The following is a 21,770-nucleotide window of genomic DNA, read 5'->3' on the forward strand; positions in this document are numbered from 1 at the left end:
GTTTTTACACACTCTGGGCCGATTGCTGCCTCCCACAGCATGATCACCGGTCAGCAATCAACAAACCAGTTGTAAAAATGGTATCCCGCGCTAACCGACACAGCACATGTGCCCAGCGTCAATAGAGGCCACCGTCCTTCGATACCAAGCCACCACTGCACCTTGAACAGAAGAGCTCCCACCAACACGCAGGCCAGAACACCGAGAGCCAGGCCAACCAAAGCGAACAGCCGAGCCCCTAACCCTGGATTTCCGCCGTGCCAGTTCTCACTCAGGCAAAAGGGGCAATGATTGGACGAAGGCGAATACCCCCAGAAACCACGGCTATATGACGCTCTCGGAACCATCGCTTTGCCACAGTTGTGGCAGGTAACCATCGAGTGTCTCATACCGCACCTCAGCTCAAATCGTCCTAGATGAGCCCATGGTGCGCTACCGCGGAGAAAACCCAACCGCGTGACCTGACATCTACCCAGCACACGGTCTGAGCTGGACATCAAACCCTCCTGGCCACATAACCGAGGTTATGCTGTACACGACCGACTCTATTGAATGCTCCCTGGTGGGTGGCTGGCGTCGCCCGGTCGCAAAACGAAATTCAGGACGCCAGTTCAACTCCTCAAAAAGCCGCTCATCGGAAATACGTGCACGGGGGCATTTATGGGGGCACTTAAGAACAACCCTATCAATAAACTAATTTAAAACAAGAGGTTATGCATATATTTTCAATCCCCCCGGCTCCACCAAATGATCAAAAAAAGACGTCCACGGACGTCTTTTTTTGTGCCTGGGATTCAGTAAATAAAGAGATTCAGGCACCCGGAGAGTTGGCAGTCACCCGCCAGCCCCGCCCGGATCAGTAGATGCGCAACCACCGCACCTACACCGATCACGCTTACCGCTTCACCGCATTCAATTCAGCGCCTTGAACTGCGCCTCAATGTTTTCTGCCTCAACACGCCATGCCTGGAATCGCTGCTGGCGTTCACTGCTGTCTTTCAGGCTGTTCTGGAGCATGGAAACACTTTCTTTGAGCTCCAGATACTTGCCGAAGAATTGCTCTTTGAATTGCTCGGCGTTGATCAGGCCTATTAGCTCCTTGCGCTGCTTCTCGAAGTCTTCAACCATCTTCGCGATGGAAGTACGGAACGCCTCTTCCCGCTTGTATTGCTCCCAACTATCCCAGGCTTCCATGGCAACGCCGAGAAAGGCGAGTGCACCATTGGCGCCCTTGGCGAACTTCACGGCGCCCCAGGGTTTGAATTTGAGCAGTGAGCCAAGCTCCATGCCTATCATCTTGCCTGCGCTGACCACTGTGTTGCGTGCGGCTAACACGGTGGTGTTATTGATCATGTTGCCTTTAAGCAGGTGATTGACACCCTGTTTGCCGAATGCGCGGACATTGGTGTTGAAATGATTGATTTCGGTATCAAAGCCGAGCTGCATCTTCGCCACATCAAGGGTGATGGATTCGGTTTGCCGACTGAATTCGTTCTGCAGTCGCGTAGCAAGCACGATGCCCTCTGCGCCCACTTCGCGCTCGAAAAAGTCGCCAAATGTCTCCAGGCTGGCACCCTTGGCTTGCATGATCAGGTCAGTGAAATAGCGCTCTACGAAAGCGCTCAAACTTCTGCGCACTGCCTCGATTTCTCGCCCTGTAGTTTCCAACTGGTCTTCCGAGCGGCTTTTCAGCTCACGAAGTCGGCTCACCTCCAGCGAGATTTTCTGATCATTCTCGATGGCCACTGGTAGCTGCTTGTTCAGCACATCACGAATCACGCTGTTGTGCATTTCGCCAGCCAACGCGACGCTGCCGCCGCTGTTCTGGATTTTGTAGGTAGTTGCCGATTGCAGACTGGCGATATGGGACAGCGCTTTGAACTGGCCAATGTTGGTCAGCCAATGATCAAACCCTAGATCAAATGGGTTCGCCGCTACTGCCACGACAGTCAACTGAGCAACTTCGGCTTTGCTTAGCCCTACCAGCTCGCGCAGGCGCCCGGTGACGTTCGTACGTTTGATGGCCAGGTTGGCCTGGTAGTCCTGCTCGTCTTCAACGTCGGCGACTTCGTCAAAACGGCTGAGTACAAATACCGTGCGGGGCAGCAGGTCCAGGGTTCGGAACAGCCAGACCAAATCGTCCTGGTGGCTCTCCTTGATCGGGTTGGTGGAGTTCATAACGTAGAGCACCAGATGGGCTTCGCTCACGTACTTCTTGGTGGTGTCTTTATATTTTTCGATGGCATTGGTTTCGGCGTTCACCTGCTCCTTGAAACCGAACAAGCCTGGGGTGTCAATCAATACAAAGTCGTCACCCACTTCGTAGACTTTCACTTCGTTGGACGACTCCTGGTGGCTGATTTTCATGCTGGATTTATCCAGCTTTTCCATCCAGGCTGCGGCGATAGACGTTTTGCCTTCCGAGAAGCCACCAATCAGGGCCACTTTGAGTTTTTCACCGGCCACGCTGCCGATGGCGGTTTGCAGTTTGTCCTTGAGCACCGGATCAACCGTTACGCCGGCGGCTTCGCCCTGATCGAGAAATGTGAGCAGTTTGCCGAGCAGGTCTACCGAGAGCGCTTGCTGAGCCTTGAATGTATCGAGGGTGTTTTCCATTACAGGGTTCCTGCGTTGTCGATTTGGCGAGAAAGGGCAGTCAGTTGATCAGTCGATTGACCCAATAGCAGTACCAGGCCAGCGGTCTGGGTGATGGGGGCTTCAAGTGCCTGCTCCAGCACGCGAATTTTCTTCTCCATGTCTGCCAGGGAGGTTTTCAAACCGTCGTGGAGCAAAGTACGTAATTCACCTGTTGCTTCGCGCAGGTTGCTATCAATAGCGTCGCGCTGCTGGGACTTCCTGTAGTCAGAGCTGAATGCGCTGCGAACAGCCTTGTAAGCCGATACTGCGAGCCCCGCGAGCGCGGGGGCCAGCACCAGCAAACTGGTACCACCGGTAAAGAACGCCGCTGCAATAGTGCCCGCCACGCCAATCAGCAAGCTGCCGACTTTGACACCGTTGTCGATCTTGATCTTGAGATTGAACTGGCTATCGAGCTTGGTACTGCCAAGTTTCGCGTAGATACCCGTCAACTCGCGCGCTTGCTCTTCGAAGCGAGCAAGAATGTCTTCGGCCTCCTTTTGGAACCGCTCGACCTCCTTCGCGATAACCTGCGGTAACTCATCACTCAGCTTCTTTTGCTGAGCATCGATGGTGCCGCGAAACCCTTGCTTGAACTCATCATTGCTGATGTCGGTATCGATGCGTTTGTACATCGCATTTCGCACGCGGCTGACAAACTGATCAATCTCCGTTTCACCGGCTGACTCCAGACGTTTTTTCAGGGATTTGAAGCTACCCTTCAATTGCACTTGAGCACTGTGACCGTCGACACGCAGGTTCTCCAATAACTGGCTGAACCTGCCCTTGAGCGCCTCCAGCGCTGTCACCGTCTGGTCCAATGCATCCTTGGCCTTATGGAAATTAGCTCGGGTTATCTTGGCGTCGCTGCCATCGAGTAACTTACCGTTGAGCAGGTATAAAAACGCGCGCAAACGGGTTTTTTCCAACAGTTCTTCAGCGTTGAAGTCCGCGAGAATCTTGGTGCGCCGAGTGGCATTTTGCGAGTGGGGGGCAAAGTGATCGGTTGAGGCCAAAAACGCAGGCAGTGCCGAGAGGGGAAACACCTCGCGGTAGTTGGCACCAAGCTGCTCGCGCATCTTCTCGTTCAGCCCTTCCAAACTCACAGCTTCGTCTTCGGAGATGAGCGGTCGGTCGGTAAGCGAGTGTTTGGGGTTGGTAATTTTCTTGTTGAAAATCGTCCAGACCTCGGTTTGCGCGCCAAGGTGTTCCTTGATTTTTTCCAACGTGCCTTTGCGCTGTGCATCACCGGTTTGGGGTGGAGCCGCCTGGTTAGTGACATAAAGCACGGCGTGAGCCGTCTGCACGGCTTTTTCGATCTGGCTGACCACCAGCCCTTCGTTACCCTCGATACCGGGCACATCCAGCAAAGCGAATGGTTGGCCGTTCAACTCCAGATCGTAGCGTTGGGTTTGGCGGGTGAAATCGGCACGGCCGTCGCCAATGATCTCTCCGTCGCCGAGGGTTTGCAGTTCTGCCAGGGCGCTTTCACTATCCTGCGCTTGTTGCACGCATTGTTGTGCCAACTGGTGTTTACCCTGCTCCGCCTCGCCATGTTGGGCACGTAACGGTTCGATGGCACTGTCACGGGCGGCAACCAGCACTGGCAACTGCTGCTCGGCGAGCACCAGTTGCGCCTCCTCCGGTATTGGCTTGAACAGACGAACCAACTTTTGCCAGAGCGAGGCAGTTTCCTTGCGTTCGACGATTAGCGCCTGCAGGCCATTGATGGCATCGAGCGCATCGCTGTGCAGGCGGCTATGGTGTTCGATAGTGCCGTTAAGCTGTTGAACCAGACCGGCGAGCTGAACGTCTGTCTGTTCGAGCAACTGCTGCAGGTGCTGAAGGTTCGCTTCGCTCAGTTCGTATTTTTTTTGTAGCTCGCGGAATGCCTTTTGATGGACGACCTTGGTGGGCTCTTGCAACAGAATCCGCAAGGTTTCAATAAGGGTTGATTTGCCGGCACCGGTTTCGCCATACACCGCAATAGTGAAGGTTTTCCATTCGGCGTTTTCTTGAAGCGCCTTGAGCTGCGCGGTCAGCGTGACTTGCTGTTCATTCAGCAATTCTCGCGCATCTTGTTGCGCCAGATTCAGCGCTGGGTCGGTCGACTGGGTGTTCAGCGAAAGGGTAATGCTCGCCAGCTCATCATTGATGTGTTGATAAATATCGCCAGGGGTCTTGAGGTCAAGCGTCATGGTGCTTACGTCCTGTAAATGAGGTGGTTCAGATGGTGGAGTGGTAGCAGCCAGGGCCCCCTCCAGCACCTCTAAACCTTGATCTTGCTCCGTGGTTTTGAACCGTACCTGGGTCAGCACCTCAGGGAGTTGTTTCCAGTAGTCACCGTGCGCAAAGCCAGTGATCTGGATATTTTCGAAATGCTCAACCTCGTTGCGACCCAGGCAAACCTCGCCTGCGTTCATCAACAACGTCCAATCAGATTTGGAGTAGGCATTGATCAGGCGTCCTTTGAGCACGCCGCGCATCTGATGCGCCTCAGAAGGCTCCACGGTGACCGCAGCAGCCATCAGCAAAACATCATTCACCGCGAGTGAGTGAGACCGCGCGGCGACAAGTTTTTTCAAGCTACTGATGACCAGACGCCCACCGAGCGAATGCCCGATCAGGTTGACGGTATCGATGCCCAGGTGGTGGTCACGCAGGTAACCACTTAATTGGTCGAGTAGTGACTCGCCCATTTCCTCGGCTCGCGAACGGATTTTCCAAAAGTGCGAGCCACGATCGACAGCCGCGGCTGCGGCGCCAACCGGCAATGACACCCGGCTTGTGGCGTGAAGCAGTGTTTTTGACGTCCGATTGAAGCGGGCAAAATGGCTGGACGGCCAAAAGGCGAAAATGTTCGTGTGGTTGCGAATGGATTCAGGAATGCTTGCCAGCAAGGTTTGCCGGTCTTCGACACTATGGCCGGCGCTGTAACCGTGAACGAAGATATTCGCTTCATTCGATCCGTGGCTTTTATTTTGTAAGCTGCTGAACGTAAATAGTCTGCTCATCGAGTTCTCGCTATCCCTGCCACTACAACCATCGCTTGGCGATGATGATGATCAAATGCGCACATAGCGCTACGCCGACCAACACAGCCAATACTTTGGCTGCTATGTAAAAAAACCCCTGCACATCTGTGGACAAAAAGCCCAGTAATAAACCCATACCGGCGATCACACTGGAAATCAGCAGCAAGCCGATATAAGGACGCAACATCCGCGAAGCGGCGCCTCGCTCAATCAGGCTGGCGAGTACCGCAAGCACCACAAAAACCAACACAGTACCGACTATAAGGCCCATACCCCTTCCTCCTTGATTCAACGGATGTGCTTGATGCGGCGGTGGCACACCCAGACAGCCACAAATAATGCCACAACGCCACCATCCGCTGCAGCTAGCGGCGCGCGCACCACTCCGCTGCCGCCGCCTCAAGCCACCCTGCCGCGCGCATTTTCAGCGCCGTACTGCCGCACTTCGGACAGATCGCAAACCAATCACCGGGCATCAATGCATCACTGCGCGGGGCGACGGTTTTCTTCCACTTGCAGTCTTCACACACAAACGTGAAGGGTTTGGGTTTTATCGGCATCAATACGTTCTCCTGAATACCCGCCCCACGGCTTATTCCTCTAACGGGAGCATTGCCTGCAAAATCACCAGCTGTCGCTGCAACTGCGCGACGTGTTCTCTTTCGGCCCGCAGCGCCGAACGCAACTCGCGGTTTTCTACTTCCCAGATCTGCGCCCAACGCAGATCTTTCTGATAATGGTCGACCATTTTCCAAAGCTCGCTAAGCTTCAAACACTGCTGTATCAGCACCAGCAGGATGATCCCCATCACCGCCAATGCCCCCGTCGAAACCGCTTCCGACATACTCATGCTCACATCCCTTCATGCCTTCGATGTATTCCGAAGACAGTCACACGATATGTAGTGTTTAACGACAGGTCTAGAATGTAGACTTATACAGGTAAAGTATTCACACACATGGAGCGGGTATGAAACGCAAGCAATCCATCGAACAAGTCCGTTGGGACCTGGCACTTCGCTATCGTTTGATCGAGACCGTTGCCTGGTGGGAAGGTCGGCTGACCACGGGGCACTTGATCCAGAGCTTCGGCATCAGCCGTCAGCAGGCCTCCAAGGACATCAACACCTACATCAATGAACATGCGCCCCGAAACTTGACATATGACAAGCAACGCAAGGGCTATGTACCGAGCAAACAGTTCAAACCGCTGTTCATCGATGACAGCGCCAGCGCTTATCTGCACCTGCTTTACCAGAACAATGAACGGGCGCCGCACATCGACGGATTGGCCCTGGCCTACGCTCACACCAAGGTGCTGGAAGTGCCGGACCGACCGATTCGGCCAGAAATCCTGCGGCCCTTGCTCGCGGCTTGTCGCGACGGTTTGCGCCTGGAAACCGAATACGTTTCGCTCAACACCCCGAACGTGGAAGTCCGCCTGATTGCCCCACATACCCTGGTGTACACCGGGATGCGCTGGCATGTGCGCGCCTACTGTGAGAAGAACCGCCAGTATCGCGACTTTGTATTGAGCCGCCTGCGCGGCGAGCCGGACCTGCTCGACGAGTCGCAGAACACACGTGAGCTGGACGAAGACTGGAACACCGAAGTACCGATCATCTTTGCACCCGATGGCCGCTTGAACGCGGCGCAGCAGGCGATCATCGAAACCGACTTCGGCATGACGGATGGGCAACTGGTTGTCGCCAGTCGCAAAGCATTGGTGAAGTATGTATTACGACGCTATCAGGTCGACCCGAGAAACCAGGCCACCAACCCAGAGGCACAGCAGATCGTGGTTACCAATCTCAAGGAGTTGAGGCCCTGGCTCATGCATGATTGAGGGCGGTGCGCCGCACCTTCTGCTCGCGTACGGACGCACTCGGCCGTATGCACGTCAGGCGTCGAGCGAACAGCTGTGAAAAAACTGCTCGAACACAGGCGTCGGCAAATGCTCTGCATCGAGCAGGCCGAAGTGGTTGCCTACGTTGCGCCCCAGGGCCATCAGCGTTCTTGCGGCGTTCTCGGTCCCGGCGTAGCCGGCGCTCAGGATGAACTCGACGCGCGCCTGCGCGCTCGTCGCCTGCTGATACGCCTTCCCGGTGATCAGCACATCCACCAGGCACACATTGACCCGCTCATCCGCCAAGGTGAACGGCCCCAGTTCCTTATATCCCAGTGCCGCGCACAAGCCGTCCTTGCCACCGTCAACGATGCGTTCAAGGGTTTCGATGGGGCGACCGAACAGGTCGAACTCCTGCATGGAAAACGCAAAGCAGTAACCTTGTGCAGTCGCGCGCGAGATCGTCTTGGCGTCACGTGGGTGAGTCGACAGCCAGTCAACAAATGACGCTTTATTGTCCTCTGCACCGCTGCGGCGAAACATGAGGTAATCCTGGATGACCTGGCTGAAGGGATGCCCCGTCGGTACCCAGCCCGTGCTTTCACGCTCGCTGTGCTGCGCTTGAGTCACAGGTTCCAATGGCGTGGGCGGCACGCCAAAACAGCGCAGGTCATAGCCAAGCATGAACAAGCTGGCCTCAAAGGCGTGGCAGCGAGCGGGTAAAGCACCGTGCTCAGTAAACCAGCTCGTGCGTTCAAGCAAGGCTCGGATAATCCAACCCAGACGAACCTGCCAGCGCGCCCACGTCTCATAATTGATCGATGAAAATTGTGGCGCCGCCAACCCATTCACAAACGCCCCCGGGTTACGCAACTGGTTACCACGAGCACCTCCGGAAGGGAACGCTAACAAGGGTTTTCCCTTGCCGGTCCATTGCTCGCGAAACAGTGAATACAACATCCCCATCGCAGCGCCGACGCGACTGTCGTAAATTGGCGATCCAGACACATCAAGCAATGCGTGAATCTTGGTCAGGCCCGCATCAAAACGCTGCACGCTTTCGGCGTTGAGATCCTCCAGGTCGTGGTCAGTATCAAGCGCCATAAGCCCGGCCATGTTGCGCAAATAATTCGTCAGGCGACCTTCGGCAGCCAGCCGCTGCAAAAAGGGAATCGCACCCTGTACACCGCCCCAGCGAAGCACCTGCAAACAGGCTGCGAGGGCTTGCACATCATCACACGCAGTGACGGCACTTGTTAGCCATTCGCGCAGTTGTCCGAGGGAGCGTAGGGTCTGTGTCCAGGTCTGTGAATCGACATTGTTCTGGTGCGTATCCTGCCAGCTCGCCTTCCAGCGATAGTGCTTGATCACTTGCTCGAAACCCTGAACCTGGGCGATCAAACCACCGGGCACGAAGTTACTGGCTTTAAAGCGCAGATTGAACGAAAGCACCGGCAAGTTAACTTGCAACCATGCAAGAAAATCCACCACTTCAGGTTGTGCAAGGAATTCTGCGCGCTTCATGCGGACCACCGAATGGGTAATGTCGAATGGCCACACCTTAAGCAATACAACAGGTTACGTCGAGGATAGGTGCGTCTATAGGCATTGGTATCTCCATATTTTTTGAGGTCACTGTAGTGAGCGGGCTTGTCTCGCGCTGGGTGGCGAAGGTGCCAGCCGCCACAAGCTGCTGGCCAGCCAGCAATTGATCGTGCTGAGCGAACTGTTGGTAGAGCGAGTACTGGTCCTCACCCAAGACACACCAGCATTCCAATAACAAAAAAAAGGCCGAGTTAACTCGGCCTTTTGCTGTCATCTGCCTCAGAAATCCCAACGCGTCGTGACCATCACGTTGCGTGGGTCACCGTAATACGCCGAGTCATAGAACCCGATATTGGTGAAGTACTTCTTGTCGAACAGGTTGTTGACGTTCAGCGTGGCCGACAGGTTCTGGGTCAACTGATAACGCGCCATCACGTCCACCAGCCAGTATGGGTCCTGGGTAAATTTTTCTGAGCGACCGCCACCTGGATAACCCCAGTTGCGCACGGTCTGCCAGCCCGCGCTCTGCCAGCGTGTGCCACCACCGAGGGTGAGTTTGTCCAGGCGGCCTTGGAGTTTGTAGCTGGTGTAGAGGGTGACCTGATCCTCTGGCTCCCAGGTCGCCACTTTCTTACCATCAGCATCGCGGGCGATCTTGTGGGTGTAGCCGGCCTGCAACTGCCAGCCTGGAGCAAGTTCGCCGGAGATTTCAGCCTCGTAGCCTTTGGTTTTGCTCTCGGTGCCCATGTACGCGTAATCGACGGCGGGCTGCGAATTCCAGGCGGTATCGGCGATTGGGCGATTGGTCTCGTGTACTTCAAAGTAGGCGAGGCTGGCATTCAGGCGGCCATTGAAGAATTCGCCCTTGAGGCCTATCTCGTAGTTTTTGCCCTCGTCGGGTTGAAGCATGGTGTTGGTTCGATCGCGGTACTGGGTCTGCGGCTTGAAGATTTCGGTGTAGCTGGCGTAGGCGGTGAAGTTCTCGTTGAGGTCGTACGTCAGGCCGGCGTACGGCGCTACTTTGCCGCTTTCTTCGGTGTCGCTGGTGCCGGTGACTTGATAGTTGGCAACCCGCGTGCCCAGCAACAGGTGCAGCGCGTCGGTCAGACTGAAGCGCCCGGTGACATAGGTGCCGGTCTGGCGGGTGATTTCATCACTGAAGCGGGAGGCCTTGCCCCATGCTGGCTCAATCGCCTCGCCGTGCCAGTTGTAAAAGTCATAGGAGTTGTCGAAGTAGACGGGGTTACGGTAGTCCTTACCCTTCCACCGTGAGCTGGAAACGGACTGGCCGATCACCAGTTCATGCTCACGCCCGAACAGCTCAAACGGCCCCGACGCATACACATCCAGGCTGTCGCTGGTGGTGTCGCCGGTGTATTTGGCGGCATAGATCGAACTGGCTGTCGCGGAATCCTGGGAGATGTAGCCCAGTGGTGCGTCATAGCCGTTGACCTGATGGTTGTACTGGCCTTTGGTGACCCAGCCGTTGTCGAAGCTGTGTTCCAGGGTGGCGAATACGGTGTGGCTGTATTGTTGCCATGAGCCCCATTTTGGCCCGTTGTTGAACGAGCGCGGCAGGTCGAGTTTGTTGCCGGTGGCGTCGAAGATGGTGCGGGTGCCGGTCCAGCTGGAACCTTTGGGGTCGCTGTCCTGGTAGTCGGCGCCCAGGGTCAGCAGGGTGTCCGGGGTCAGGTCGACTTCGAGGATGCCGTAGAGCACGCTGGTCTTGCGCGAGTAGTGATCCAGGAACGATTTTTTGTCCTGATAGGCGGCCACTGCGCGACCGCGCACGTTACCGGTGTCGGTCAGGGGGCCGCTGACGTCGACCTGCGAACGGTAGTTATCCCAGGAGCCCGCACCCAGTTCGATGCTGCTCTTGAACTCGGAAGTCGGCTTCTTGCGGATCAGGTTGATGGTGCCGCCAGGGCCGCCGGCACCGGTCAGCAGGCCGGTAGCGCCCTTCAGCACTTCGACGCGGTCGTAGATCGCCATGTCCGTCATGGTCTGGCCCGCTGAGTATTGAGCATCACGCAGGGTCGGTATGCCGTCGTACTGGAAGTTCTCGATGGAGAAACCGCGCGAGTAATAGTTGGTGCGTTCGGTGTCGTAGGTCGACACGGTGATGCCCGGTGTGTGGCGCATTACGTCGTCAATCGACTTGAGGCCGAAGTCATCCATGACCTGGCGGGTGACCACCGAGATCGATTGCGGAGTCTCCCGTGGCGTCAGCACCAGGCGCGTGGCCGTGGCAATGGTGCCTGGGGTGTACGAGCCCGTGCCTTCGGTGACAGTGCCCAGTTGGTTGGCGTTGACCTGAGTGGTCTGCAACTCCATTTTGCCGTCCTGTGAGACCGGTTTGGCCACCACGCGATAGCCGCCCGGCTCACGCTCTGCCTGTAAATTCGCTGGGGCCAGCAGGCGCTCAAGGCCTTCATCCACAGAGAAACTGCCCTTCAAACCCTTGCTCTGAATGCCGGCAGCCAGCGCGGAATCGATACCGATCATCACACCCGCTTGCTGCCCAAACGCACCCAACACACGGTCAAGACTGCCGGGCGAAATGTCATACGCCCGGGGCTGGGATTGTTCCTGGGCGGGCGCCGCCGTGGCGGCCATGACGCTGTGGCTGGCGGTTGCCACCGATAAACCGAGGATAACGGTGCGCAAAGCGCTGACGCGGCTGAGCATAAAGACTGTCCTGTCGTGAAAGGGTTGGGTGGACGCTTTTTTCTGCGTCTTACCCGTCTTGATGCTCGAGACTCAAAAAACTGCCACGCGATGTAAAAATAATTTCAGGTCAGGCCGGCACGACCGTGGCCAGGTAGCCAAACACCCGTTGCACACGAACGGGCAACACTTTGGCCAGCAGGTCCAGGCTGGCCTCGGGATGGTCCAGCGAGAACGAACCCGATACCTGCAAACCCGCCACGACGGGATCGCAGCGCAGTACGCCGCGTCGGTAGCGATCGAGTTGCTCAAGCACCTCGCGCAGTGGCATGCGCTCGGCGATCAACAGGCCTTGGGTCCAGGCGTCGGCGCTGGATGGCACGGCGGCGAGCGGCCCGCCCTGCAGACGGTCGAAACTCAATTTGTGGCCCATGCCGAGCAGGAGGCTCGCGCCGTGCGAAGGTTCGATGGAAGCGCTGCCCGACAGCATCTGCACCTGCGTACCCTGCTGGCGGGGCAAGTCGTGGCTGATGATCATCCGCGACAGCGCCGCCGGGCGTATCCAGCCATTGGCCGTCTGGACCGCGGTGCCAGCGCTTGCCCCAGTGCTTAACAACAACCTGCCGAGGTTGAGTGCCAGGTGGGCACCACGGATATCCACAGCAGTGCGGGTATCCAATTGCAACTCGCCGTTATCGGCCAGGCGCAGATGCCGTCGCTCCCCAGTAGCGGTGTGGTAATCGCTGAACAGCTCCGGCAACAGCACCCGCTCGCGCACGCTCAGACCCAGCGCGGTGGCTACGCTCAAGCCAGCGAACCCCTTGAGGACCGTGCGCCGCGACGGAACACTGCGTGCCCGTAGCAATTGTCGGGCATTGGACGCAGGCAGCGCCTGGGTGTTGAGGCGCATATCGCGGCTGAGCCCGGCCAAACGCTGCCAAGCCAGTTCATGTTGCGGGTTCTCGTTGCGCCATTGCTGGCAGGCATGCTGCTCAGCAGCGCCGCAGGTGCCCGATTGCAGGGCGACCATCCAGTTCAAGGCCTGGTCCAGCACGCATTCGTCCAAGGGTTGATCGTTGGCAGACTTGAAGCGGTTCATGCCGCGTACACCGCCAGGTAGCAATGGCGATAGGCTTTGAGCATGGCTTTTTGCACCACATTCACGCTGAGGTCCATGCGTTCGGCGATCTGTGGATAAGTCAGGCCATCCAGCTGCGACAGCAGGAAAATCTCGCGCACCTTGCTGCCCAACCCATCCAGCACCTGGCCTACGGCATCCAGCGCTTCGAGTACCAGCAAGCGGGTTTCCGGCGAAGGCATGTGCTCGGGCTCCAGGACTGTCAGCGACTGCTCATAGGCACGCTCCAGCGCCTGACGACGGAAATACTGCCCACACAAACGGCTCGCGACCGTCGTGAGATACGCACGCGGCTCACGGAAAACCGGCACGGTGCCGCTGCTCAAGATCCGCACAAAGGTATCCTGCGCCAGGTCCAGGGCCTGCTCCTGCCCGCCCAACTTGCGCCGCAGCAACTGCACTACCCAGCTGTGATGCTGGGCATAGAGCTCGCCCACGACCTGATGGGCAGAAGAAGATGAGGCCATCGGTGTGATATCCAGGGGGACGGCTGCGAAAAGTCACACATGATAATACTTCTCATTAGAGACAGGTTAGGAGTTTCTTACTGAGCGTGGCACCTGCCCTCTTGGACTCCCCCGCACTTCCCATTACCCTGCTCTCCTCTATCAGACATCCGGAAGTCCGATACCCGTGTTCAAGCCACTCGCCGCTCTCGCCCTCGCCTGCGCTCCTCTGCTTGCCACCGCCGCCGACCTGGCCGGTGTCTGGACGGGCACCTTGGGCAAATCCGCCATTACCGTCTGTTTCAACGGTGCCCACGGCGCCAATGGCAGCTATTACTACCAACGCATTCTCACGCCCATTCAGTTGACCCAAGCCAACGCCAGCGAGCCCTGGGTGGAAGAAGGGCAAACCGGTTTCTGGCAGTTGGACGATCCGCAAGGCGACACGTTGACCGGCAGCTGGAGCAAAGCCATTGGCGGCAAAAGCCTGGCGCTGATGCTCAAACGCGCGGACACGGACAGCTGCGCCAGCGACACCTATAACAATCCGCTGGAAGCCACACCGCCTGCGGTGAAGGTCGAGAAGAAGACCTTCGCCGAACACGCCTATCAGGTGAAGACCCAAGGCGGGCAGGTGATCCTGAAACTCGAGGGCGATGGGGAAGCCATCGATAAGATCAACCGGGATCTCGCACGCATGGCCATCAATCCGGATGGCCAGACCGATTTTTATAGAGAGCGGCGTAACTCACTGGACCAAAGCGGCAGCACCAGCACCAGCGAGATCACGGTGGAACCGTTCTACTGGTCATCGCACTGGATCACCGTGCGTTTCTATCGCTGGTCAGCGGGTTACGGGCGCGGGGGGATCAGTTGGGGCCTGCACAGTTGGAACCTGCAATCCGGTGAAAAGGTCGACCCCTGGACCTGGCTGGGCGGCCGTGAGCAATGGGACACGCCCTACTCGGGCCAGGTCAAACTGCCCGCCACCTTCAGCGCCTGGTTGGCCAAACAAACCACCGTCGACGAAGGGTGCCCAGCCGTGACCAGTTACTCCACCTTCGACTTGAGCTTCAACACCCAGGGCCTGCAACTCTCCACACCCGCCCAAGGCGATGGCTGTGACAACGAACTGAGCTTCACGTGGGAACAATTGGAACCGGTGCTGACGGCCCAAGGCAAAGCTGCTGTGCCCAGCTTGAAAGCACCCTAAGCAAGCATTCAGCCTTACAAAAATCCCACACTCGTTCACGAAATATTCAGAAACGCCCACGGATACTAGCCCATTGCAATGACCGTTCCCCCGGACGGTCCTCCTGCCCTGGTAGCCACACTCCATGACGCGTCCTGCTCCCCTGCTGCTCCTGCTGGCTGGTCTGTTGTTCTTCTTTGCCTTGGGCAACCATGAGCTGCAAGGCTCCACCGAAGCCCGGGTCGCCGGGATCGCCATGGCCATGCACTTGGACAATAACTGGGTAGTGCCTCAGTTGTTTCGTGAGCCATTCCTGGAAAAACCGCCTTTGAGCCTGTGGATCGACGCTGGGGCGATTCGCCTGTTCGGCGGCACCACCTGGGCCGTCCGCTTGGCTTCGGCATTTGCAGGTCTGTTCAGCGTGATGCTGCTTTACACGATGCTGCGCAGGTTCGGGCGACCGCAGACGCTGGCGTTCAGCGCGGCGTTGATCCTGGCGACCATGGCCAGCTATTGGAGCAATGCGCGTGGCGTGGGTGAGGATTCGCTGCTCACCCTCGGCGTGACCACCGCGCTGCTGGCGTTCTACCAGGCCGTGCGGCCCGATCGCCAAGGCTCCAGCACCGGCGCATGGGCACTGTTTACCGCCGGGATGGTGATCGCCACCCTCAGCAAAGGCGTGCTGGGCCTGGCGATGCCGGGCATTGTGATTTTCGCGTACCTGGCCAGCACCAGCCTGATGGACAAACGCCTGCAGATTGGCAACTGGCTCAAGCCTGCGCTGTTTACCTTGCTGGCGCTGGTGCCGCTGGTGATCTGGCTAGGGTTCCTGTTCCAGCGCGGCGGCATGCAGGCGGTGGCCGAAGTGTTGCTGACCAACAGCGTCGGCCGTTTCAGCGGCTCGTTTGTCGAGGCCGGGCATTACGAGCCGTTCTACTACTACATCGCCAAGCTGCCCGAGGCGTTCCTGCCCTGGAATATCTTGGTGTATCTGGGCCTGTGGCACTTTCGCAAAAGCCTGGTGCGCAACCGCTACCATCTGTTTTTCAGCATCTGGTTGGTGGCGCAGTTCACCCTGCTGACCCTGGCGTCGAGCAAACGCACCGTTTACCTGATGGCACTCACCCCCGCCGCCGCCGTCCTGGCCGCAGAATATGCACGGGTGTTGCTGGACTGGCTGAAAACCCACAAACCCGCGCTGCATAAACATCACAGAACCGTGGTGGGCGGGGTGTTTACCCTGGCCGTGGGTTGCTACTTGATCGCCGCCTTCTGGTTCGCGCCCAAAGCCGATGTGCGCCAGTCGTTCGTACCGGTGATCAGCCAGGTCCAGGCATTCAGAGACGAAGGTAAGGAAGTGGTGTTGTTCCAGCCCAACGAGCGCATCGCCGGGGCCAGCGTGTTCTACCTGCAGGCCTATTTGCCGATCCTGCAAACCGAGGCCGAGTTGCATCGCTACCTCGGCGCCAAGCCCGGCAACATTGCGTTGCTGGACCATACCAACGACCTGGCCACCCCGGTGAAGGTGATCAAGCAGATGTCGATCAATCGCCAGCCTTACTACTTCGTCGAGCAGTAAGGCCGGCGCGGGGCATCAGTGCTTGGTGAGCTTGTCCAGGTAACCCATGGCAAACGCCGAGACCACGAAGGTCATGTGGATGATCACGTACCACATCAGGTGTTGCGGATCGACGTTCTTGGCGTCCATGAAGATACGCAGCAAGTGGATGGACGAAATCGCCACGATGGAGGCCGCCACTTTCATCTTCAACGACGAAGAGTCCATGGTGCCCAGCCAGTTGAGCTTTTCTTTGTTCTCATCGATATCCAACTGCGAGACGAAGTTCTCGTAGCCGGAGATCATCACCATCACTAACAAGCCACCGACCAGCGCCATGTCGATCAACGACAACAGCAACAGGATCACTTCAGCTTCCAGCATCGTGAAGATATTGGGAATGACGTGAATGATTTCCTGGAAAAACTTCAGCGCCAGGATCAGCAGGCCCAGGGACAGCCCCAGGTAGATCGGCGCCAGCAGCCAGCGTGAGGCGTACATAGTATTTTCGATGAAGCGTTCCATGGGATCTCACACAGCTTGTTTAAAATGGCGGCGAGTATACCAGCCGCCACAAGACACCTGTAATCGCTGGAAAACTGACCTGTGCGGCATCTGTAAGAGAATTTTTCTGCTAGTGTCGAGCCCAATAACAACTCGGCTCGATGACGTCGGACAGGAAAAACTCAGATGATGGATGTGCGATCCCCTTTGGCCAGTATCGGCCTGTGCGCGGCATTGCTGCTGACTGGCGGCTGCTCCCCCAGCGACGAGCAGAAGCAGACCACCCTCGAAGAGAAAACCGCCAAGTTCGAACAATCCCTCGATAGCATCCAGGACCCCAAGCTACGCGACGCCGTCGCTGACCTCGGCGGTTCGCTGCTGTTGCTGGAGCGGGCGCGGGTCAAACTCGCCACCAAGCCCATCGAGGCCGAATACGGCGAGGACACCCTGGCCCTGCTTAAGCACTACGCCACGCCCCAGGCGCTGGTGGACACCTACATCAATGGCCTGTTCGTGCTGCGCAAGACCTCCCACTCCGACTATCTGACCGACCTGCAGCCGGTTTTCCCCTTCAACTTCAACGTCCCCGACCAATTCCCTTTCCCCCACGGGCTGGAATGGCAGTCGGTGACCCTGAGCAACAACAAGGTCATCCCCTTCCAGCCGGAATGGTCGGAAACCGATCCGGGCATCCAACTGAGCCCCAGCAGTTCCAACCTGACCAACCCCGATGACCTGACGGTGACCTACCCGTTCATCGACGGCATCGAGACGGAAAACAAGAGCCAGCCTCAGCCTGTCAGCCTCAAGGGCACGGTTGAAGTGGTCGCGCCGGGCAAGGTGCTGACCTTTGACCTGTCGAAAAAGGACGTGGGCCACAAGCGCACCGAAGGCAACATCACCCTCAATCTGGTCTTGCTGGAAAAAAACTACGCCGAGATCGAGCTGACCAACAGCCAGCCACTGGCGCCGGAAGTGGGCGACGAATCGCCTAATCCGTTGCTGGTGCAGGCGCGGGACACCACCGGGCAATTTCTCACGCGCTCGGGCTCGATCAACGAAAGCAGCGCCCAAGTCGCGTTCTACGAGAAACAGCTGGCCGAGATGCAAAAGCAGAAGGCCTGGTCGCAGGCGTTCGAAAAACAGCTGACCGATGAACAGAAAGCTTTCGAACACAAGCAGGGCAGCCATTACGCCAAGGTGTACTTCAATGGTGTGATCGACAACCTGCAGGTCAACGTGCTGGATTTCTCCACTGCCACGCGCACCCGCAAAGACCTCGACCTGCCGGTGTTGCGCTTCGACAAGAACAGCCTGCAGAAAACCGTACAGGCCCTGCCGATGCCAGTCACCGTGTATGACGACAGCGCCGCCAGTTGGCTCAAAGACGCGAGCATGACCGAAGACCAGCTGAAAAACAGCGTGACCATCAGCCAGTCGGTCGAGGACGCCAGCGCGGCGCACATCGTGTTCGACCACCCGTTCACCTTCAATGACGACCTGGTGGGCAGCGAGCGCAACAGCAGCGAATCACCGGTGACCTTCTTCACCGCCGACGAAAAAGGCGAGCGTGGCGAGCCGATCGAATTGCCGACCGAGGCCTTCGAACTGAACCCGGCACGTGGCACCCTGACCTATGACCTGAACCTGTTCCCGGAAAACCCGGCCTTTGTGGTGGGCTCGATTCCGCTGTTCCTGGCGACCATCGATAAAAACGAGATTGACGCGAACAAGCTGCCCAAAGGGCTCGAACTCAAAGACAACGCGCTGATTGTCGACCAGAAGGCCTTCCCTGCCGACAGCTGGCGCTTCTACGCCAAGGACGCCAGCGGCAATTACCTCAAGGAAATCCTCGGCGTCAGCCACCGCGCCGAGGAATACGGTACGGCGATGTTTGACGTGCATTACTTCTACGGCCAGCCGACCACCCTGGAAAGCTACCAGCGCACCGACCTGAGCACCGTGCAATACGGCTTCGAGGTCAAGCTGGACAAGCCCGAGAGCAAATAGCGGTCAGTGCTGGGTGTTCCCGTTCAGCGCTCGCAGATGGGCCTGCATGTGCAGGCACCAGATCTGCGGGTCAGCCGCCGTCTCGTAGCCGTGCTGCGTCAGGCTGTCGACGATGGACTCCAGCATATTTTCCGCCACGAAGGGCCCTGGAAACGGGCCTTGGGACTTGATGGTGGAAGGCTGTTCACCGGTCATTCCGGCGGCAAACAATAACGTCCACATCCCGTTATCCCCCGCAAGAGGGCGAATGGAACATTCGATACGGGTGACCAGGCCGAAGCACTGGCGGGTAAGGCAAAGGTTGCGCGGCATGGCGGCGACCCTCGGTAGATCGGTGTTCAACCTGCGCCTGGGCGAGGCTGTTTCTATCCAGCGACTCCTGTGGATATCCCTTGAGCACAGAATAGAAGAAAACTACGACAAACCAAGGTTGTAGAGACCAACGGGCGTTGGCCCTTCAACTGCGCCAAATTTGTGACGGTTCTGCTCATATTGTGGTGAGCGGGCTTTTTGTGGCTATGGGCTTGTTGTGGTGAGCGGGCTTGCCCCGCGTTGGGCTGCGCAGCAGCCCCAATAGGACCGCTGCGGTGTGCCAGTGAGATTGAATTGTTTGGTTTTGGGGCTGCTTCGCNNGGCAAGCCCGCTCACTACACATCAAGTCGGCTTGGCTTCGGCCAGCGCCTGCTGGGCCAGCTCCTTCTCCGCCTCCTTCAGATCCTCTTCGCTGATCATCTCGGCAATCGCGCGCAACCGCTCGACTACGCGCGCGTTCACCGTGCCTTCCGGGAATTGCCCCTCGGCATCCGGCTCACCCGCATCCTCGCCCACCAGCAGGCTCAGCGCTTCGTCGGCCTGGCGCACGGCATAGATGTGGAACTGCCCGGCGCGCACGGCCTGCAACACCTTCTCATCGAGCATCAACGTGGCAACGTTGGCCTGGGGAATGATCGCCCCCTGCTCGCCGGTCAAACCGCGCGCTTCACACAGGCGGAAGAAACCTTCGATCTTCTCGTTGACCCCGCCCACCGCCTGCACTTCACCAAACTGGTTGATCGAGCCGGTGATGGCAAAGCACTGCTTGAGCGGCGTTTTCGACAACGCCGAGATCAAGGTGCACGCCTCGCCCAGGGACGCACTGTCGCCGTCCACATAGCCGTAGGATTGCTCCAGCGCGATACTCGCCGAGATCGCCAGCGGGAATTCCTGGGCATAGCGGCTGCCCAGGTAACCGGTGAGGATCATCACGCCCTTGGAGTGGATCGGCTGGCCGAGGTTGACCTCACGCTCGATGTCGACAATACCGCTGCCGCCCGGATACACCGTGGCGGAAATCCGCGCCGGTACGCCAAAGGCCGAGTCACCGACTTCCAGCACCGTCAGCCCGTTGCACTTGCCCACCGCCGCACCGGCCGTGTCGATGAGGATGACCCCGGCGAGCATGTCGTCGAGAATCCGCGCCGACACGCGCCCAGTGCGCGTCGCCTTGGCCTTGAGGGCGCGCTCGATATGGCCGGCATCGGTCATCTCGTCGCCCGCCAGGTGGCGAATGAAATCCGCCTCGCTGACCAGCTGGAACAAATCACCAATACGCGCCGACAAACGGCCCTGATGCTCTGCCAGCCGCGCGCTGTAAGTGGCCAACCGCGCCACCGCATCCGACGTCAGCGGCGCCATGCCTTCTTCCGAGGTGCGGGTTTTGAGCAACTGGGCAAACTGCTCCAGGCTTTCGTCGACCATCGGGATGTCTTCGTCGAAGTCCACCAATACGCGGAACATCTCCTGGAAATCCGGATCGGCGTCCTGCAACGCGTAGTACAGCTGACGCGAACCGATGATGATCACCTTGACCTGCAACGGGATCATCTGCGGGTTGAGGGTCACGGTGGCCAGGCGGCCCAGTTCGCCCAGCGGTGATTCCATCTTCAGTTTGCGCGACTGCAGGGAACGCTTGAGCGCGTCCCACACAAACGGCTCGCTGAGCATTTTTTCGGCTTCCAGGATCAGGAAACCGCCGTTGGCACGGTGCAGCGCGCCCGGACGCAGCTGGCGATAAGTGGTGTAGAGCGCGCCCTGGTCGGTGCTGTATTCGATGCGGCCGAACAGGTTGTCGTAGGTCGGGTGCGGTTCAAACACCACCGGGGCGCCACCGTTGACCGGATGGCCCACCACCAGGCTTGGGCAGTACTGTTCTTCCAGCAGCTTGCGCGCCTGGGCGTCGGTCTTGGCGTCGTCCACCAATTGCTCGACCACGGTCTTGAGCAGGTACACCTGCATGGCTTGCAGGTAACCGCAGACAGCGGCGTTTTCTGCGTACTTTTCCGACAGCGGTGCAAGCAACGGCTGCAGCGCCAGGGTAATGGTTTCTTCGTTGAACTGACGCAGTTGGTTGTTCGACTCACGCTTCCACTGCGGCAGGCTGGCCAGTTCTTCGTTGAGGCGCTCTTCCAGCTCGGAAATGTCGGTGTGGAAACGCTCGCGATCGGCTTCCGGCAACTGCGAGAACTCAGCCTCGTCCAGCGCCTTGCCGTCGAGCATCGGCGTGAAGGCGATGTTGGTGCTGTCACGGTAGAGCGCCACGTCCTTTTCCAGGGCCAGGCGTTCGATCACGTCCAAGGCCTTGTCGTAGCGCTGGTTGAAGGCGCGGTCGATGGCGCTTTTGCGCTGTTGATACGTCGGGTGTTCGAAGACCGCCGGAAAGGTGGCGACGAGGTTGTCGACCAAACCGTTGATGTCGTTGATGAACGCCGCCGCAGCGCCGCCCGGTAATTCCAGGGCACGGGGTTCGCGAGGCTCATCGAAATTATTCACATAGACCCAATCCGCCGGGGTCTGCAGGCGCTTGCCTTCGGCTTTCAGGTAGCGCTTGACGAACGAAAAGCGGCCGGTACCCGGCTCGCCCATGACAAACACGTTGTAACCGGGGCGTGGCATGGCCACACCGAACTGCAAGGCTTCAACCGCACGTTCCTGGCCAAGCACACCGCGAAAGGGCTCCAAATCATTGGTGGTCGAGAAGCTGAACTGTTCAGCGGAGAAAGGGCGAGTCAGCGCTTCGGGCGCTAGACGCAAGCTGGCAGCAACAGGATCAGGCATCGGGCTTCCTTACATCAGGCGGGGCAGATAACGGCATTCTGGCTCCCGGTTACGCACCATGGCAAGGCGCGCTTTCGGGAAAGCATAGACAGGGGATGCG

At 58.2% G+C, this 21,770-nt stretch carries 16 protein-coding genes; 4 read left to right on the top strand and 12 right to left on the bottom strand.

Features of this window, described 5'->3' with window-relative positions:
* Nucleotides 1-912: 912 nt before the first annotated feature.
* The 5 genes from HX812_RS03585 to HX812_RS03605 all read right to left on the bottom strand — a co-directional run bounded on the left by HX812_RS03585 (nt 913) and on the right by HX812_RS03605 (nt 6,522).
* Nucleotides 913-2,616: a LeoA/HP0731 family dynamin-like GTPase gene (locus HX812_RS03585; protein WP_038847654.1), complete on the bottom strand. Its 1,704-nt coding sequence runs from the start codon at nt 2,614-2,616 to the stop codon at nt 913-915.
* Nucleotides 2,616-5,651 carry a DUF726 domain-containing protein gene (locus HX812_RS03590; RefSeq protein WP_038847652.1) on the bottom strand — a complete coding sequence of 1,012 codons (3,036 nt, stop codon included), beginning with the start codon at nt 5,649-5,651 and terminating at the stop codon, nt 2,616-2,618. The genes HX812_RS03585 and HX812_RS03590 overlap by 1 nt, the downstream gene beginning before the upstream one ends.
* 22 nt (nt 5,652-5,673) lie before the next feature.
* A complete protein-coding gene (locus HX812_RS03595; protein ID WP_038847650.1) occupies nt 5,674-5,943 on the bottom strand; it encodes a hypothetical protein in 270 nt (89 codons plus the stop codon).
* Between the two features lie 94 nt (nt 5,944-6,037).
* Nucleotides 6,038-6,232 carry a hypothetical protein gene (locus HX812_RS03600; RefSeq protein ID WP_038847648.1) on the bottom strand — a complete coding sequence of 65 codons (195 nt, stop codon included), beginning with the start codon at nt 6,230-6,232 and terminating at the stop codon, nt 6,038-6,040.
* Between the two features lie 32 nt (nt 6,233-6,264).
* Nucleotides 6,265-6,522 carry a hypothetical protein gene (locus tag HX812_RS03605; protein WP_038847645.1) on the bottom strand — a complete coding sequence of 86 codons (258 nt, stop codon included), beginning with the start codon at nt 6,520-6,522 and terminating at the stop codon, nt 6,265-6,267.
* A gap of 119 nt (nt 6,523-6,641) precedes the next feature.
* Here HX812_RS03605 and HX812_RS03610 point away from each other — a divergent pair, with 119 nt between their 5' ends.
* Complete coding sequence (locus HX812_RS03610) at nt 6,642-7,517, top strand: WYL domain-containing protein (RefSeq protein WP_038847644.1); 876 nt, start codon at nt 6,642-6,644, stop codon at nt 7,515-7,517.
* A gap of 54 nt (nt 7,518-7,571) precedes the next feature.
* Here HX812_RS03610 and HX812_RS03615 read toward each other — a convergent pair whose 3' ends face one another.
* The 4 genes from HX812_RS03615 to HX812_RS03630 all read right to left on the bottom strand — a co-directional run bounded on the left by HX812_RS03615 (nt 7,572) and on the right by HX812_RS03630 (nt 13,334).
* On the bottom strand, nt 7,572-9,041 hold the full coding sequence (locus tag HX812_RS03615; RefSeq protein ID WP_038847642.1) for a hypothetical protein: 1,470 nt from the start codon (nt 9,039-9,041) through the stop codon (nt 7,572-7,574).
* A gap of 300 nt (nt 9,042-9,341) precedes the next feature.
* Nucleotides 9,342-11,750 carry a TonB-dependent siderophore receptor gene (locus HX812_RS03620; RefSeq protein ID WP_038847638.1) on the bottom strand — a complete coding sequence of 803 codons (2,409 nt, stop codon included), beginning with the start codon at nt 11,748-11,750 and terminating at the stop codon, nt 9,342-9,344.
* Between the two features lie 109 nt (nt 11,751-11,859).
* Nucleotides 11,860-12,828: a DUF4880 domain-containing protein gene (locus tag HX812_RS03625; RefSeq protein WP_038847636.1), complete on the bottom strand. Its 969-nt coding sequence runs from the start codon at nt 12,826-12,828 to the stop codon at nt 11,860-11,862.
* Nucleotides 12,825-13,334 (bottom strand): sigma-70 family RNA polymerase sigma factor, encoded by a 510-nt coding sequence (locus HX812_RS03630; RefSeq protein ID WP_038847635.1) that lies wholly within the window; start codon nt 13,332-13,334, stop codon nt 12,825-12,827. The genes HX812_RS03625 and HX812_RS03630 overlap by 4 nt, the downstream gene beginning before the upstream one ends.
* A gap of 166 nt (nt 13,335-13,500) precedes the next feature.
* Here HX812_RS03630 and HX812_RS03635 point away from each other — a divergent pair, with 166 nt between their 5' ends.
* Complete coding sequence (locus tag HX812_RS03635) at nt 13,501-14,526, top strand: hypothetical protein (protein WP_038847633.1); 1,026 nt, start codon at nt 13,501-13,503, stop codon at nt 14,524-14,526.
* A 124-nt stretch (nt 14,527-14,650) separates the two neighbouring features.
* Nucleotides 14,651-16,084 (top strand): glycosyltransferase family 39 protein, encoded by a 1,434-nt coding sequence (locus HX812_RS03640; RefSeq protein WP_038847630.1) that lies wholly within the window; start codon nt 14,651-14,653, stop codon nt 16,082-16,084.
* A 15-nt stretch (nt 16,085-16,099) separates the two neighbouring features.
* Here HX812_RS03640 and HX812_RS03645 read toward each other — a convergent pair whose 3' ends face one another.
* Nucleotides 16,100-16,588 (bottom strand): TIGR00645 family protein, encoded by a 489-nt coding sequence (locus HX812_RS03645; RefSeq protein WP_005791582.1) that lies wholly within the window; start codon nt 16,586-16,588, stop codon nt 16,100-16,102.
* 165 nt (nt 16,589-16,753) lie between these two features.
* Here HX812_RS03645 and HX812_RS03650 point away from each other — a divergent pair, with 165 nt between their 5' ends.
* Nucleotides 16,754-18,577: a hypothetical protein gene (locus HX812_RS03650; protein ID WP_080642400.1), complete on the top strand. Its 1,824-nt coding sequence runs from the start codon at nt 16,754-16,756 to the stop codon at nt 18,575-18,577.
* A gap of 3 nt (nt 18,578-18,580) precedes the next feature.
* Here HX812_RS03650 and HX812_RS03655 read toward each other — a convergent pair whose 3' ends face one another.
* Nucleotides 18,581-18,889, bottom strand: a complete 309-nt coding sequence (locus HX812_RS03655; RefSeq protein WP_033901571.1) for a hypothetical protein — start codon at nt 18,887-18,889, stop codon at nt 18,581-18,583.
* Nucleotides 18,890-19,231: 342 nt separating this feature from the next.
* Entirely contained in the window at nt 19,232-21,670 is a 2,439-nt protein-coding gene (locus HX812_RS03660) for a Lon protease family protein (RefSeq protein WP_010206665.1), read from the bottom strand.
* Nucleotides 21,671-21,770: the final 100 nt, after the last annotated feature.

It is taken from the genome of Pseudomonas sp. IPO3749, assembly GCF_013386605.1.
Classification (GTDB): Bacteria; Pseudomonadota; Gammaproteobacteria; order Pseudomonadales; family Pseudomonadaceae; genus Aquipseudomonas; species Aquipseudomonas azotoformans_A.

Coding starts and splice junctions, on each gene's coding strand:
- HX812_RS03585 (WP_038847654.1), bottom strand. CDS start 2,616: ATGGAAAACACCCTCGATACATTCAAGGCTCAGCAAGCGCTCTCGGTA.
- HX812_RS03620 (WP_038847638.1), bottom strand. CDS start 11,750: ATGCTCAGCCGCGTCAGCGCTTTGCGCACCGTTATCCTCGGTTTATCG.
- HX812_RS03640 (WP_038847630.1), top strand. CDS start 14,651: ATGACGCGTCCTGCTCCCCTGCTGCTCCTGCTGGCTGGTCTGTTGTTC.
- HX812_RS03590 (WP_038847652.1), bottom strand. CDS start 5,651: ATGAGCAGACTATTTACGTTCAGCAGCTTACAAAATAAAAGCCACGGA.
- HX812_RS03625 (WP_038847636.1), bottom strand. CDS start 12,828: ATGAACCGCTTCAAGTCTGCCAACGATCAACCCTTGGACGAATGCGTG.
- HX812_RS03610 (WP_038847644.1), top strand. CDS start 6,642: ATGAAACGCAAGCAATCCATCGAACAAGTCCGTTGGGACCTGGCACTT.
- HX812_RS03660 (WP_010206665.1), bottom strand. CDS start 21,670: ATGCCTGATCCTGTTGCTGCCAGCTTGCGTCTAGCGCCCGAAGCGCTG.
- HX812_RS03655 (WP_033901571.1), bottom strand. CDS start 18,889: ATGCCGCGCAACCTTTGCCTTACCCGCCAGTGCTTCGGCCTGGTCACC.
- HX812_RS03605 (WP_038847645.1), bottom strand. CDS start 6,522: ATGAGTATGTCGGAAGCGGTTTCGACGGGGGCATTGGCGGTGATGGGG.
- HX812_RS03630 (WP_038847635.1), bottom strand. CDS start 13,334: ATGGCCTCATCTTCTTCTGCCCATCAGGTCGTGGGCGAGCTCTATGCC.
- HX812_RS03595 (WP_038847650.1), bottom strand. CDS start 5,943: ATGGGCCTTATAGTCGGTACTGTGTTGGTTTTTGTGGTGCTTGCGGTA.
- HX812_RS03645 (WP_005791582.1), bottom strand. CDS start 16,588: ATGGAACGCTTCATCGAAAATACTATGTACGCCTCACGCTGGCTGCTG.
- HX812_RS03600 (WP_038847648.1), bottom strand. CDS start 6,232: ATGCCGATAAAACCCAAACCCTTCACGTTTGTGTGTGAAGACTGCAAG.
- HX812_RS03615 (WP_038847642.1), bottom strand. CDS start 9,041: ATGAAGCGCGCAGAATTCCTTGCACAACCTGAAGTGGTGGATTTTCTT.
- HX812_RS03650 (WP_080642400.1), top strand. CDS start 16,754: ATGATGGATGTGCGATCCCCTTTGGCCAGTATCGGCCTGTGCGCGGCA.